We start from the raw sequence: 14,391 nt of genomic DNA, 5'->3' as shown, positions 1-14,391 counted from the left end.
TATGACAGCTGTAATAAAGAACAGCTCCTTTAGGAAGCTGTTCTTTATTCTAGCCGAAGATCCCCCATAGCTTGCCGAAAATCAACCATAGTTGATTAAAAATAAACCCTAATGGATTGTCATTATCTTCTTCTTTATCATTATTTAATTGAGTTACCGTAACCGTTTCGACTGTCTCATGACCTGCTAGATCCACAACTTTAAATTCAAATTCATTCTCACCTTCTTCAAGATCTAGTTCAACTTCAATTTCATCCTTAAATTTATTCTTACCATAAGGTTTAGAGAGTTCATGTGTAAAGACATGGTCGCCATCAACAAATAAATTAATATCATCAAAGTTGTCCTTCACTTTGGCGGTTAGTGTGATCGAGTCTGATTTGGTTTTCTTTTTCCCTTTTACGTTTAATTTTGCTTTTGAACTATCAACGAAGTACCTGCGCCCAATTTCTGTTTCATTTCCAACATGATCGACTGCCTTAATATGTTTAAAGTAGTAGCCATCTTTTTTATGATCCATCGGTAATGAAAAGTCATAACGCTCTTCTGCTTCATTGTAAATAAGCTCGGCTTTTTCTCCATCAATGGTAACTTCTTTTACACCGGATTCATCTGTAACATATCCCTCAAAAATAACTTCCCTATCTGCATCAACGCCATTCATTTCAGGTGTAAGTAAATGTAAATCTGGAACGGTTGTGTCCGGTTCCACCATTTCCGCATCCACTTCCACTTCATTACCGGCGTAATCCGCTGTTACAACCGTAATGGTATCTTCCGGTTCAATTCCCGTTAATGGATGTTCCGTTTCCCCATCGACATAAGGTTCTTCTAAGACAGGTTCTCCATTAACAAATACATCCCAATAGGCGACGCCACTACCTTCTCCTTTATCTGTGGCATTGACCGTTAAAAGTTCGTTATCAAAGCTATAACTTGCTTCTACTTCTGGAGCCGTATTATCCAATATAACTGGTAATTGCAGGCTTTGCCATTCTGCTCCCTCAAAATCAATTACAGCTTCTACTTGAAGATAATAATTACCTTCAGGTGCCTGTTCCCCTTTTATTTTCCCGTCCCAAGCTCTTGCACCGGAAATAGAGTAATAGGCCGCTGCACCAGAATCATAATGATTTTTTGTTAATTCGGATTCTAAGCGAATCGTCCTTACCTTCTTCCCATCTTTATTAAGAACAGTAAACTTCGCATCCTTTGCATTTCTTAGGAATGACAGCATCATGAGTGCATCGTCCTGTACACCATCGCCATTTGGAGAGAATGCAATCTTTTCTGGATCTACTTCACCAGTAGCTAAATCTTCTCCTAAATAACCATATTGCATTTCTCCAGCATCGTCTTCTCCTAATGATGTGACAACAGATGTCATTCCATAGAATGAATCCTCATCCCAGATAGGTTCATCAAAAATTGGAGCATCGTCCCATTCTCCTTTAAATCCTACATAAGGAACAGCCAATTCGGGGTTAGTATCTGTCGGATCCGTTAATGTTACAAATCCCTCGAGCCAATATCCATTTGTAAAGATCTCTGATAGTGAATCATCTACGGAACTTATATCGATTGTAACGGTAAATGTCGTGGAATCATTTGCTGGAACTTCAATGGTTGTACTCGTTTCTCCATTAATTGTCGCCAACTCTCCAAGATCGTTTGCTGCAAAATCATTTGGGGCTGTCACCGTAACGCCTCCGCCATCTACGGGAGTATCCGTTTGGACATTAGCCTTGACATCATACGTTACCGCTTCATCACTTACATTCTCTGCAGTTAATTCAAACGATACTTGATCGCCTTCTATCTCTTTCAAAGCCACTTTGGCCTCATTTGTTTCTGCTTCTGTCACAACAACTGGCGTGGATAACGCTGCATGTAATTGCATGATTCCCGCCCCTTGTCGACGTGGAGATACTGGCTCACCTTCAAATTCAACTTGATCAGAAGTATTCATCATTAATTTTTTCGCTAGATTAACTCGATCTGCCTGCTCATATCCAAATTCTTCATCTACACGTTGCAATACAAGTGCGCTTCCCCCCGATACATGAGGAGCTGCCATGGATGTCCCGCTCATTAAACCATATTGGTTATCATTCAATGTCGAATAGATTTGCCCGCCTGGAGCCGTAATTTCTGGTTTAAAGTCTAGATTTGGCGTTAATCCCCAAGATGTGAAAGCACTCATCTTTCCAGCATCAGGATTATCAATTGTTGCTGTATCTCCTGAGAATCCAACGGTTACAGCTTGTCCATTGTTAAGTGCCTCAGCCAATTGATCTCCATCACTTTTTAGCATAAATAACTGCGGTATCGTAATTGCTGCGTCTGTTGCCATATTAACAATACCATCTGTATTATTGTAGATAATTACACCAGCAGCACCATTTTCTTGTGCATTCAATGCTTTTTCAGTAAATGCAAGTTCTCCTCTTTGGATTAACGCATACTTTCCTTCTACTTCTTTTCCTTCAAAATCTTCAGGATATCCTAAGCCCGCCTCAATGACCTCAAAGGCTGAACCATCAGTCGGAGGACTTGTCTGACCAGCCGATAAAAATGCTGCCGTTCCTGAATCCCCATCAATCGTGTAATCAAGTTCATCTACTTCCATGAATGTATTTTCATAAGAAGCTACCTGTAAAGAATCATCAGCTACTCCAGGTGAACCTACTAGCCCGTAATCTGGATTGGAAGAGTATGGGTAAAAATAGCCATCAGCAAACAATGCAGAGTTCCCGGCGGATATTGACATTAGTACACCATTGTCTACCGCACGCGTTACCGCTTGTTGTTCAGGTGAATCTGCGTCCACAAAACCTGATGGCGAACCAAGGCTCATATTTAGAGCATCCACACCTAACTTAATCGCATCATCAATTGCTTTTATATAGATATCACCAAACGTATATTGCATCTCTGGATCATTCCCAAATACTTTAAGTGCAAGTAATTGAGCCTCTGGAGCTATCCCTAGCACTCCCCCATTTTCTTCATCACCATTAGCGGCAACCGTACCAGCTACATGCATCCCATGATAGTTTGCCTCTGCATGTATTTCTCTTATTTCGTCATTCTCATCCATATAGTTATATCCATATGGTACTTTATTGGTATAATAACCGCCTGGAAGGTCCTCCTCTTCAATAATCCCATTCACGGTATCTTCTGTGAGAGCTGCTGACTCATTGTCAGAAAGCACCATATCCTGGTGAGTAGGATCAATTCCAGTATCAATAATTCCAACAACCATTCCTTCACCCTTGAAACCATAATCTCTCCATGCTTGTTGTGCCTCTACGAGCTCTTTGCTGTATTTCATATTAGGCTTTGCAATTGGACGTTCATACTTATTCACTACATGAACCTCTTTGACGCTAGGAATCGAACTAACTTTTTCTATGTCACCTTGCTTTATTTCTGCACTAAAACCATTTACGACCGTCGTAAACTCTTGTAAGTATTCTGCTTCTACTTTCTGTTGTGTCATTTCTGATTTAATTGTTTTTTGTTTCTTTTTCGCATCTACTTCTAATTTCTTTTTCTCACTTTCAGCCATACTATTAAAGGTTATCCCTCGTTTTGTGGCTACTTCAATAGCAGGCTGATCATCTACTTCAACAATGACACGTACCTCTTTATCAGGATCTTCTGTTGCATTCAGTTTATCCTTGGATAATTCCGTTTTCTTTAACGCTTGTCCAGATAATTGACTGATAGCATTTACTGTAGAAAAATTACTGAACGTGAGTAAGAATACAAATAAAATAAGAATAGTCCGTCTTATTCTCGGTTTTCCCTTCATTGACTTCTCCCCCTCTTCATAGTTTACTAGACTAAAGTGAGCCTCCTCCCTCTGAATGTACTAAGACTTAATATTCAGATTATAACAATCATATTAAATTTCAGAAAATTACACCAGTATCTAAAGTCCTAGTCGATAAGTTACATAATAAGTTGTGGATCGGCAACTTATTCATTTGTTTTATTTTATTTTTGCCATACTTATCCAATATATGACAATTTAAGTCCTTACGATAATCGTGACTAAAGACCCGGAAGAGGGATTACTTTGGTAAAATAAAACTCTCTCTTTCATTTTCAAAATGAATCAAAGTAAAAAACTACCCCCCTAAGTGAGGTGTAGTTTTTAAAATCTACGATTCATTTATAACCAGTTCGTATGGAATACGCCTTCTTTGTCTTTTCGTTGGTACGTATGTGCACCAAAATAATCCCGTTGTGCTTGGAGTAAGTTAGCAGGTAAGTCTTCTGCACGGTAACTATCGTAATAAGCAATTGCACTTGAAAATGCCGGAACAGCTATTCCTTGTTTTATTGCAATTGCAACGACTTCACGTAATGCATCCTGATACCCTTCAACAATCTCTTTGAAGTAAGGATCTAACATTAGGTTAGCTAATCCTGGTTCACGATCATACGCATCTTTAATCTTTTGTAAGAAATGCGCACGTATAATGCAACCACCACGCCAGATCATTGCAATATCACCATATCGTAGATTCCAGCCATTTTCTTCTGATTGAGCACGCATTTGTGCAAATCCTTGAGCATAAGAACAAATTTTACTCATGTACAATGCTTTACGTACCGCTTCAATTAGTTCTTGTTTGTCCCCGGAATATGAAAGTACAGCTGGACCTTGCAATTGTTTACTTGCCTTCACGCGTTCCTCTTTCATTGCTGAAATAAACCTTGCAAAAACAGATTCCGTAATTAATGGAAGTGGTACCCCTAAGTCAAGGGCATTCTTGCTTGTCCATTTACCTGTTCCTTTTTGTCCTGCAGTATCTAAAATGACTTCGACTAATGGTTTTCCAGTTTCTTGGTCTTTTTTTGTAAAGATATCCGCCGTAATTTCGATTAAATAACTGTCTAATTCACCTTTATTCCATTCGGCAAAAACCTCATGTAATTCATCCGTGTCCAAACCTAACACATGTTTTAAAATATAATAAGCCTCGGAAATAAGCTGCATATCCCCGTATTCAATGCCATTATGAACCATTTTTACATAGTGTCCTGCTCCATCTGGACCTATGTATGTTGTACAAGCCTCTCCATCTACTTTTGCAGAAATCGCCTCAAAAATTGGCGCGACTAAGTCATACGCCTCTTTTTGGCCACCAGGCATAATGGAAGGTCCTTTTAATGCTCCTTCTTCTCCTCCAGATACACCTGTCCCAATAAAGTGAATTCCTTTATCTTCCAATAACTTATTCCTGCGAATCGTCTCTTCATATAATGTATTCCCACCATCAATAAGAATATCACCTTTATCTAAATGCGGAAGCAGCGACTCAATGGTCGCATCTGTTGGCCTCCCTGCTTTTACCATCAACATAATCTTTCTCGGCTTTTCAAGCGATTGAACAAATTCTTCAATCGTTTTCGACCCTTTAAAGTTCTTTCCTTTAGCTTCATTTTCTAAAAAAGCCTCTGTTTTATCGCCAGAACGGTTATAAACAGCAACGGAGTACCCTCGACTTTCAATGTTTAACGCTAGGTTTTTCCCCATTACCGCTAAACCGATAACACCAATTTGTTGTTCCATGAAAATATGCCATTCCTTTCTACTACGATACAAATCGTTTAAATTTGATGTGACGAACTCCTTAACCACCAAATCTACCTTCATTATAGTAAATTTCCGGTATTTATAAAACACTTATGATTTATCCCTGTTCTTTTTCAATATTCGCCTAATAAAGTCAAGCATTGGGCGTTTACCTCCCATGACGATTCCAGCCATTTCTGCAAATAGATGAATCAGGAGCAGCACTAAAATGGTAATAAGAAACGCTGTAGTCATACTTGCAAAGGAAAACAATATAGCCATCGTACCAAATAGGATACTGAATGCATAAATAATCAACACCGTTTTTCGATGGCTATACCCGGCTTGTAAGAGTTGATAGTGAACATGCTTATTATCTGCCATCATGATACTTTCTTTGTTGTAAGCTCTACGAATAACTGCAAATAATGTATCAAAGATTGGTACTGCGAGAACAATGATTGGGATGATAAAACTAAATAACGCAATGTTTTTGAAGAGACCTAACATGGATACAACGGCAATCATATACCCGAGAAAATTAGATCCTGTATCGCCCATATAGATTTTGGCAGGATAAAAGTTATGATATAAAAAGCCTAAATTACTTCCAATTAAAGCGATACAGAAATATGCAGCAACTACTTGCATATCAATAAAAGCCATCATACAAATACTAATTAATGCAATTGTTGAAACTCCTGTCGCTAACCCATCCAAACCATCAATTAGATTAATTGCATTGGTTACACCAACCACCCACAAAACCGTAATGAGTACACTAATAAACCCCAACTCTACGGTACCAAAGAAAGGTAACGTAAGTCTTTCAATAATTAAACCGGAAGATATTAAAAACGATGCAGCAATTAGTTGACCTGTTAACTTTACCACAGGTTGAATTGTAAATCGATCATCGATTGCACCTGTTAACACAATTACTACTGCACCTGCAGCAATTTCTGGTAGATGTGGATGCACTGGCTGCAAATAGAGCAAACCAGCTATTGTCCCCAAAAAGATAGCAATGCCACCTAGTCGAGGTGTTACCTTTGTATGTATTTTCCGGTGATTAGGAAAATCAACTGCACCGACAAGCGTTGCAAATTTCTTTACCGGGTAGGTTGTTAGAAAAGCAGTTAAGATTGCGATGACAAACGCTATTAGTAAATCCAAAACATTCAACATATCATTCTCCTAGCATCTTTGCTGTAATTCTTAGCTGCCTATATTGTCGGTTACATAATTGGTTAAATTATAGCGGATATTCGTTGGTTTTAGCAAATCATTGTCTATGAAGAAACGTTTGAACTTATAAAAAAGAGGCTGACGTACAAATCAGCCTTTCACCTATGCAACTGCAGTATAATGTTCCTATGGGATTCCTTTGTTAAAAATCAAGCTGAGCGAATGACAGCAATGATTTATCCTTGATTGTCTTCCATATCCAAATCTAATCGTTCCATAAATTCTTCAGCAGCACTATATCCTTGCTGTTGCAAATACCAATTATTAGCAGCAGCCTCAATCAACCCAACCACATCTCGACCTGGTTGCAGTTGAATTTCTATTTTAGGAACTGTCACATCCATATATTCACTCGATTCAGTTTCTACCTCTAACTCATTATTCAGTGCGTCCTTTTCCCATTCGGTTAATTTGATATCTAAGGCTATTCTCGTTTCTTCTTGAAATGCCTTCTGCCCATACACCCTTACTACATTTAATAAGCCAACACTTCGGAGAGCGAGAAACTCTTTATTCGTTTGATTATGTGTTCCGAGTAATGTATCTGGACCAAGCTTCTTCAAGACAACAATATCATCTGCTACTAATCGATGACCTCTGCCAATTAAAGCATGTGCAATCTCACTTTTGCCAATTCCTGACTTTCCTCTAATTAGAATACCTAACCCAAAAATATTGACACACACCGCATGGACTGCCGTTTCTGGCGCTAACGCCTTCACCATGTAGGCATCATATTTCTCGATAAATGTTGACGTAGGCTCTTTCGTTCGTAATAAAGGTATTCCCTCTTCTTTACAAAACTGCGTTAAATATGTCAGCCCAGCTTGCTCTGATGTAACGATAAAGCAAGGAGGGTGGTAATTTACAATATTACCAATTCGTAATCGTCGCTCCTCATGTGTCAGCTGATGTAAATACGTAATTTCTTTTCGTCCGAGCACTTGGACATGTTCCATCGGAAAAAAGTCAAAGTAGCCGATAAATTCTAACCCAGGGCGATGCGTTCTCGCCTTGGTAATGGATCGATCAAGTTGATCCTCTCCAGCCAATATTTCCAGATTGAATCTACCAGCTAGTTGTTTAATTGTTATTGACTTCATCTGTATACGCTCCATTTCTATTACAACTATAGCTTTTAACTATATTATGTTTCTATACGAAAAACAAGAAATGGAGGTTTCATAACGGATTGGAAATGTTAGAAAGTAAAATCTACTTCTTTTTTTTCCTGTTTTTCATAGCCTTTCATATAGTTAATTCGACGTTGCGCCGAGGCTTGGGTTACTTGTTCATCTGCATGATAAGAAGATCGAACCAATGGTCCAGCTTCACAATGTGAAAATCCTTTCTCAAGTGCAATTTGTTTTAACTCGGCAAACTCATCTGGATGGTAATAACGCTCAACATTCAAATGTTTTTTTGTTGGTTGTAAATACTGACCAATTGTCATAATATCGACTTTATGCGCTAAAAGATCATCCATTGCTTGAATGATTTCCGCTTTCTCCTCACCCAAACCAACCATAATACTAGATTTGGTCGGTGTTTTAGGAGCGATTTCCTTCACGCGTTCCAATAATTGAAGAGACCGATCATACATCGCTCTAGCTCTTACACGTTTTGTTAGCCTGCGTACCGTTTCAATATTATGATTAAAAATATCTGGTGCACTATCCATCAATGTATATAGACTCTCGTAGTCCCCTTTCATATCTGATGGTAGAATTTCAATCGTACATCCTGGGTTTTTTCTTCGAATTGCTCGTACCGTCTCAGCAAATACAGCCGCTCCCCCATCATTTAAATCATCACGTGCCACTGCTGTAACTACAACATGCCGTAGCCCCATAACGGTAACCGAATTAGCCACCCTTTCTGGCTCTCCCCAATCTAATTCATTTGGTAATCCAGTTTTTACAGCACAAAAGCGGCATCCTCTTGTACATGTATCTCCTAAGATCATAAACGTCGCAGTTTTACGTTCACTCCAACACTCATGTATATTTGGGCAGCGTGCTTCTTCACACACTGTATTCAGGCGATTTTCGCGCATTAATTTCTTTAATCCTCTGTAGGATTTATTCGTGTTTATTTTTGTTTTTAACCACTCCGGCTTTCGTATATATGTTTGATCTTTAGGCATGGGATACAACTCCTTTGATTGTATTATCTGTATATTTTCGTTCTGCTAGATCGTATACTTCATTCCATTGGCTTTTTGTTAATGTAAAAGGTTCAAGTTCAATATTCAATCCCTCTCCGAATCCTTCTAAAAAAGCTGTTTTAACCGTTTCATAGGAATGTTTCCTTTGCGTTACCTGATTAATCGTCGTAGCTTTTTTCCAAAATGCCTGTTTTTTTCTCTCCTTGACACGTTCAGAAGGAAATAAAAAAAGATCGAATAACATATCTACATTCATCGATATCGGAATCGAACCATGTTGGAGCAATACTCCTTTTTTTCTTGTCTGTGCATTACCAGATATCTTTTTGCCATCTGCAACCATTTCATAGAATGCGGGTCTCTCAAAACAAATACTACTCCGTTCTTTTGAAAACGATTCGGCATAATCAACTGGAATGTTTAAATTTTGATAGCCTCGTAGTATGCCTTTTGACAAATCATAGTACGCTTGACGAATCGATGAAGCAATTGCCGGATGTTGTTCAGATATTACAATACTATACGTTAGTTCATCATCATGCAGAACTGCACTGCCCCCAGTCATTCTCCGCACAAATTGACATTGATGGTTTTGAATACCTTCTACATCGATTTTTCCGTCTACTTTTTGAAAATGACCAATTGAAAGCGTGGGGGCTATCCATTGATAAAAACGTAATGTAGGCGGTATTTTTCCTTCATGATGCCAATTAAGTAATGCCTCATCTAATGCCATGTTAATGGCAGCATCATGAGGTACATTTTCTAAAAATCCCCATTTTTCTTGCACGAAAATCGCCTCCCATAAGAAGAATCTTTTCAACAAAGGCCTAACCGGAGGTGCACATGTATGAAAGAAAACCATGATACTTCCTCATAAAAAAGACTGCATTCGTCGTGAATGCAGTCAATAAAGTATCCCTATTGACCACACTTTCCCACGCAGGCATTATCCTGTTCGGGTACGAAGGGTCAAAACGATTCCTACGCTCTTCTCAGCTACTTTACATAGCTCCCCTAGTGTTGAAAAGATTCCATTTAGTTTTAATTTACCAACAAAATCAGCTTAACAAGCTTGCCATAAATTGTAAAGGCGCAATTTTTTTCGTACAACTTCATTTCTATTATTCTTCTATTTCTTTAAAGCGATGGCTTGATCTAAAACCTTATCTCCTTGGATCATGCCATAAGCTATTTGATCAATTACATCAACAGCGATTCCTTTTGGTTCCAACTGCTCTCTAATCTTCTTTTCTAAATAACGGACTTGTGGACCAATTAATACAACATCAAGATCATCCAGCTCGTTCTTTAATTGTGATTCTGCTACCGCATTAATCTCGGCCATTATATTTCTATCGTCAGCTGATTGTTTCATTTTTTTTACAAGCATGGAAGTCGACATCCCCGCAGAACAAACTAAAATAATCTTCATTTGTTTCCCTCCTCTAGGATTTGCATCTTTTCATACATATCAATCATTTCACTAGCTAAATCTTTTACTGTCATGGCGGTCATTAGATGGTCCTGTGCATGTATTAGAATGACGGAAACCTCTGTTTGGTTCCCTTCTGCTTCTTCCTGTAAAAATTTCGTTTGAATATGATGAGCTTCTGTAAATTCTTCATCCGCCTCTGCTATTTTTTGTCGTGCTTCAGCAAATTGATAAGATTTTGCTAAAGAAATAGCTTCCATTGCAGATGACCTTGCATTTCCAGCATGAAGTATAATCGAAAAGGATAGCATCTGTACATCTTCTTTTGTAGTCATGGTTATTCCCCCTTATTTCTCTTTAAGGTTCTTGCACCTGCTAAAATGAATGGAATATACATGATAACAGCCAGCACTAAATTAAATACTTGAAGCCCAATTCCACGCCAGCTACCGCCTGTTACTAGATAACCACTTAAAATTGGCGGTGTTGTCCATGGAAGAATTGCCACTGTTCTTGGCACTATACCAGTAGCTAATGCAATATAGGATGTAATCGTCAATGTTACAGGAATCAATATAAATGGAATTAACATCACAGGGTTTAATACAATTGGTAGTCCAAAAATAACCGGTTCATTAATGTTAAATAGCCCTGCTGGCGCTGATAACTTTGCAACTTGTCGATATGGATGGTTTCTCTCTCTACGTATTACAATAAAGACTGCAATTAACAATGCAATGGTCGTTCCTGATCCACCCATAAAAACAAATGAATCTAAGAATGGTTTTGTTACAATATTAGGTACGTCAAATGCTGACATACCGCTCTTAAATAAATCGAGATTTTGTTCAATCAGTGGCAAGTAGACCGGTTCAATTACTGATCCAATAATATTCGTCCCATGTAAACCAAAGAACCATAATAAGTGATTAAGAAAGGATACAACCATTGCTGCGGGCAAAGTATTCCCCAAACCTTGTAACGGTTCTTGAATTGCATTAAAGATAACTTCAAAAATACTTTGCTCTGCGAACACATTCATTAATGCCTGGAAAAAACCTAGAATAATTAAAATGATCACCGCAGGTACTAATGCTTTGAAGGAGCGTGTAACCCCGTCTGGAACACCTTCTGGCATTTTAATAGTCAAATTCGAATTTATCAATATTCTGAAAAGTTCTGTGACAAGAAGCGCTATAATAATTCCAACAAATAGTCCTTGCGTACCTAACCATGCTGCGGTTAAACCAGCGCCATCCTCTGTCCAAGGGACTAGCATAATAAAACCGGCAGCTGATATGAGACCAGCAGATAGCCCATCTACGTCATAAGACTTAGCTAAATTATAAGCTATAGAAAAGGATACTAAAAGACCTAATATAGCAAAAGTACCGTTCCAAATACTCCCCCCGACTGTTTGCCAATTGCCATCACCAAAGATTCCATTCATCCATTCAACAAAATTAAAGTTGCCAAATGGCGGAAAATTATTAATTAAAATAGCAAGTGACCCAACGATAATTAATGGCATGATCGCAACGAACCCGTCTCGGACAGCTACTAGATGTCGCTGTGATCCAATACGTCCAGCAATTTCAATGAACTTTTGCATAAATTTACTGTTCATCTTAAATCCCCCTTGAATTAAATTGTGGCAAATATGCTTGATGTGCTTCCAATAACTCATCCAGCACATCCTTGCTTCTCTTTTCATCAGCAAGTAATGGATTCATCACCATTGCTGTGTATGCATCGTTGTAGTTCCCAGTGATACTTGCTTGAATAACTAGTTCCTCAAAGGCCTTCATTTGATAAATATGACCTTTAACCGAAAGTGGTAAATGCCCAACAGCAATTGGTTTTGGTCCATTTTTAGTAATAATGCAATTAACTTCAATAACAGCATCTTCTGGCAAATCGGGTATTGCTCCATGGTTCCATGTGTTTACCGTCTGAATATCCTGTTTATTATTATAAATGGAGTCCATTAAACTACATGCTACATCGCTATAAAAAGCTCCACCACGTTCTTCAAGTTCCTTTGGCTTCTCATATAACGACGGGTTTTTATAAATCTCAAAAAGAGATCCTTCCAAATCCTGAACTACCTCGGCTCGTGTGCCATTTTCTTTAAACGCTTTCAAGTCTTTTTTTAGAACATCCGCCGTTTGAAAATAATATTGATGATATGGATTCGGAAGTAGACCCGTAGCTTCTATAAACGTCTTGGTCCAGCCTAAATTAACAATATTTGCTGGTGAATAGTCAAGGTCGTGGGTCACTTTTTCTAATACTTCATTCGTTCGATCTTCTCCATTAACAAGGACCTTACTACCAAATACAAAATGATTCATGCCAATAAATTCAATACTCACTTCATCTGGCTTTACATTTAAAATTTCTGCAGTCGAATGTCGCATATTAAATGGGATATTGCATACACCGATAACCTTCTTATGCGGAGAGTGTTTTAATAAAGCTTCTGTAACAATTCCAGCAGGGTTTGTGAAATTAATTATCCATGCATTCGGACAAATGTCATGCACGTCTTTCGCTAATTCTAAAAGGACTGGGATAGTACGAAATGCTTTGAAGATACCTCCAGCTCCGTTTGTTTCTTGCCCAATAAACCCATGGCTTAATGGAATACGTTCGTCTTTTGATCTGGCTTCTAACCCACCCACTCGTATTTGAGTAGAAACAAAGTCCGCATTTTCAAGTGCTTGCCGGCGATTTAAGGTCCATGTTAGATGAATTGCTTTATTTGATTTCTCTATCATTCGTAATGCTAATCGTCCAATTATTTCTAGTTTCTCTTTCCCCGCTTCAACATCTACAAGTACAATGTCTGTAACGGGAAATGAGTCATAGCGCCGAATAATTCCTTCAATTATTTCAGGTGTGTAACTAGACCCTCCACCTACTACTACAAGTTTTAATGTCATTTCCTTTAACTCCTTTGATGTTTTTTGAAACCGCTTTTATAATAGTGTATCGTTGTATTTTGTTGTTCATCTAAAATGTATCATACAAATTATTTAAAGTCCATACATTTCAAGAAATATGTTTCTTATTGTAATAACATTTATAAAATATTGTCATTATATGTGTAATCTTGTACACTTTAATTAAGTGAATTATTGCTTTTTTATGTCTTTAATTTTACCGTTAATATATATCCAAACTAGGATCGAGTAAGGAAGTGTGCAAATGGAAAAGAATCAATCATTACATGCTTATATTAAGGAAGAATTGTTGAATCGTATTAAAACAAACAAATATAAGAAAGGAGAGAAAATACCTACCGAATTAGAGTTATGTGAAGATTTTGGAGTGAGCAGAACAACCATCCGAACTGCTCTAAATCAACTAACACTAGAAGGGTATTTAAATCGCCACCAAGGACGAGGTACATTTGTAGCAGATCAAAAAGTGAAACAAACGCTTTCGCAAACGGTAAAACGCTACAGTGATCAAGTTGCTATTCAAGGCAAAGAAGCTGAGATAACTGTATTAGATATACAAGTTATTCCTGCAAATGAATATATCGAGCATTCCTTAGACGTTTCTTTAAACGATCCTATTCAGCGCGTGGAACGTGTGAGAAAGGCAAATATGGAACCAACGCAATATGAGATTTCCTATATTCCGTGGAATGTTGCTCCAGGCATCACAAAAACGCAAGCAGAATCATCGCTATATGCTGCTTTAAAAGAAGAGTTTCAAGTACATATAGCCAAAACGATTGAACATGTAGAAATTACGTTAGCAGATGAAAGAGCTTCCAGCCATCTAAATTGTGAACAAGGTGCGCCTTGCTTTTATATTGAAACCGTTGCAGAAAACGAAAAAGGAGAGAAAGTAGAGTATTCACGTGCTTTCTTTAGAGGGGATAAAACAAATTTTGTAATTGAACGTAATTATCCATTTGAAAATAATCTATAATTT

General features: G+C 38.0%; 11 protein-coding genes and 1 riboswitch. Of the genes, 1 reads left to right on the top strand and 10 read right to left on the bottom strand.

The window, feature by feature from the left end:
- Window positions 1-49 precede the first annotated feature (49 nt).
- The 10 genes from BN990_RS02990 to BN990_RS02945 form a co-directional block, all read right to left on the bottom strand.
- Window positions 50-3,820, bottom strand: a complete 3,771-nt coding sequence (locus BN990_RS02990; RefSeq protein ID WP_074436613.1) for a S8 family serine peptidase — start codon at window positions 3,818-3,820, stop codon at window positions 50-52.
- A 363-nt stretch (window positions 3,821-4,183) separates the two neighbouring features.
- Complete coding sequence (gndA, locus tag BN990_RS02985; protein ID WP_031335187.1) at window positions 4,184-5,590, bottom strand: NADP-dependent phosphogluconate dehydrogenase; 1,407 nt, start codon at window positions 5,588-5,590, stop codon at window positions 4,184-4,186.
- Window positions 5,591-5,704: 114 nt separating this feature from the next.
- Window positions 5,705-6,781: a glycosyltransferase family 4 protein gene (locus BN990_RS02980; protein ID WP_038242238.1), complete on the bottom strand. Its 1,077-nt coding sequence runs from the start codon at window positions 6,779-6,781 to the stop codon at window positions 5,705-5,707.
- A 236-nt stretch (window positions 6,782-7,017) separates the two neighbouring features.
- On the bottom strand, window positions 7,018-7,944 hold the full coding sequence (gene hprK, locus BN990_RS02975) for an HPr(Ser) kinase/phosphatase (RefSeq protein ID WP_021289778.1): 927 nt from the start codon (window positions 7,942-7,944) through the stop codon (window positions 7,018-7,020).
- A gap of 98 nt (window positions 7,945-8,042) precedes the next feature.
- Complete coding sequence (gene lipA, locus BN990_RS02970; protein WP_021289779.1) at window positions 8,043-8,987, bottom strand: lipoyl synthase; 945 nt, start codon at window positions 8,985-8,987, stop codon at window positions 8,043-8,045.
- On the bottom strand, window positions 8,980-9,798 hold the full coding sequence (locus BN990_RS02965; RefSeq protein WP_021289780.1) for a lipoate--protein ligase family protein: 819 nt from the start codon (window positions 9,796-9,798) through the stop codon (window positions 8,980-8,982). The genes lipA and BN990_RS02965 overlap by 8 nt, the downstream gene beginning before the upstream one ends.
- 128 nt (window positions 9,799-9,926) lie before the next feature.
- Window positions 9,927-10,037: riboswitch (TPP riboswitch) on the bottom strand.
- Window positions 10,038-10,140: 103 nt separating this feature from the next.
- Window positions 10,141-10,443 (bottom strand): PTS sugar transporter subunit IIB, encoded by a 303-nt coding sequence (locus tag BN990_RS02960; protein WP_021289781.1) that lies wholly within the window; start codon window positions 10,441-10,443, stop codon window positions 10,141-10,143.
- Window positions 10,440-10,778 carry a PTS lactose/cellobiose transporter subunit IIA gene (locus BN990_RS02955; protein WP_021289782.1) on the bottom strand — a complete coding sequence of 113 codons (339 nt, stop codon included), beginning with the start codon at window positions 10,776-10,778 and terminating at the stop codon, window positions 10,440-10,442. Before BN990_RS02955 ends, BN990_RS02960 begins: the two co-directional genes overlap by 4 nt.
- Window positions 10,779-10,780: 2 nt before the next feature.
- Window positions 10,781-12,070, bottom strand: coding sequence for a PTS sugar transporter subunit IIC (locus BN990_RS02950; RefSeq protein ID WP_021289783.1), 1,290 nt, complete (start codon window positions 12,068-12,070; stop codon window positions 10,781-10,783).
- Between the two features lies 1 nt (window position 12,071).
- Window positions 12,072-13,388, bottom strand: a complete 1,317-nt coding sequence (locus tag BN990_RS02945; protein ID WP_021289784.1) for a 6-phospho-beta-glucosidase — start codon at window positions 13,386-13,388, stop codon at window positions 12,072-12,074.
- Between the two features lie 265 nt (window positions 13,389-13,653).
- Here BN990_RS02945 and BN990_RS02940 point away from each other — a divergent pair, with 265 nt between their 5' ends.
- Entirely contained in the window at window positions 13,654-14,388 is a 735-nt protein-coding gene (locus BN990_RS02940; protein WP_021289785.1) for a GntR family transcriptional regulator, read from the top strand.
- The last annotated feature ends 3 nt before the right edge of the window (window positions 14,389-14,391 follow it).

The organism is Virgibacillus salexigens (assembly GCF_000723585.1).
Taxonomy (GTDB): Bacteria; Bacillota; Bacilli; order Bacillales; family Amphibacillaceae; genus Virgibacillus; species Virgibacillus salexigens.
The sequence above is the reverse complement of the archived record's forward strand: the minus strand, read 5'-3'. Positions and strand labels throughout refer to the sequence as shown.

Bases quoted from the DNA above. Each gene is read 5' to 3' on its own strand.
- BN990_RS02990 (WP_074436613.1), bottom strand. From the start codon at position 3,820: ATGAAGGGAAAACCGAGAATAAGACGGACTATTCTTATTTTATTTGTA.
- gndA (WP_031335187.1), bottom strand. From the start codon at position 5,590: ATGGAACAACAAATTGGTGTTATCGGTTTAGCGGTAATGGGGAAAAAC.
- BN990_RS02980 (WP_038242238.1), bottom strand. From the start codon at position 6,781: ATGTTGAATGTTTTGGATTTACTAATAGCGTTTGTCATCGCAATCTTA.
- hprK (WP_021289778.1), bottom strand. From the start codon at position 7,944: ATGAAGTCAATAACAATTAAACAACTAGCTGGTAGATTCAATCTGGAA.
- lipA (WP_021289779.1), bottom strand. From the start codon at position 8,987: ATGCCTAAAGATCAAACATATATACGAAAGCCGGAGTGGTTAAAAACA.
- BN990_RS02960 (WP_021289781.1), bottom strand. From the start codon at position 10,443: ATGAAGATTATTTTAGTTTGTTCTGCGGGGATGTCGACTTCCATGCTT.
- BN990_RS02955 (WP_021289782.1), bottom strand. From the start codon at position 10,778: ATGACTACAAAAGAAGATGTACAGATGCTATCCTTTTCGATTATACTT.
- BN990_RS02950 (WP_021289783.1), bottom strand. From the start codon at position 12,070: ATGAACAGTAAATTTATGCAAAAGTTCATTGAAATTGCTGGACGTATT.
- BN990_RS02945 (WP_021289784.1), bottom strand. From the start codon at position 13,388: ATGACATTAAAACTTGTAGTAGTAGGTGGAGGGTCTAGTTACACACCT.
- BN990_RS02940 (WP_021289785.1), top strand. From the start codon at position 13,654: ATGGAAAAGAATCAATCATTACATGCTTATATTAAGGAAGAATTGTTG.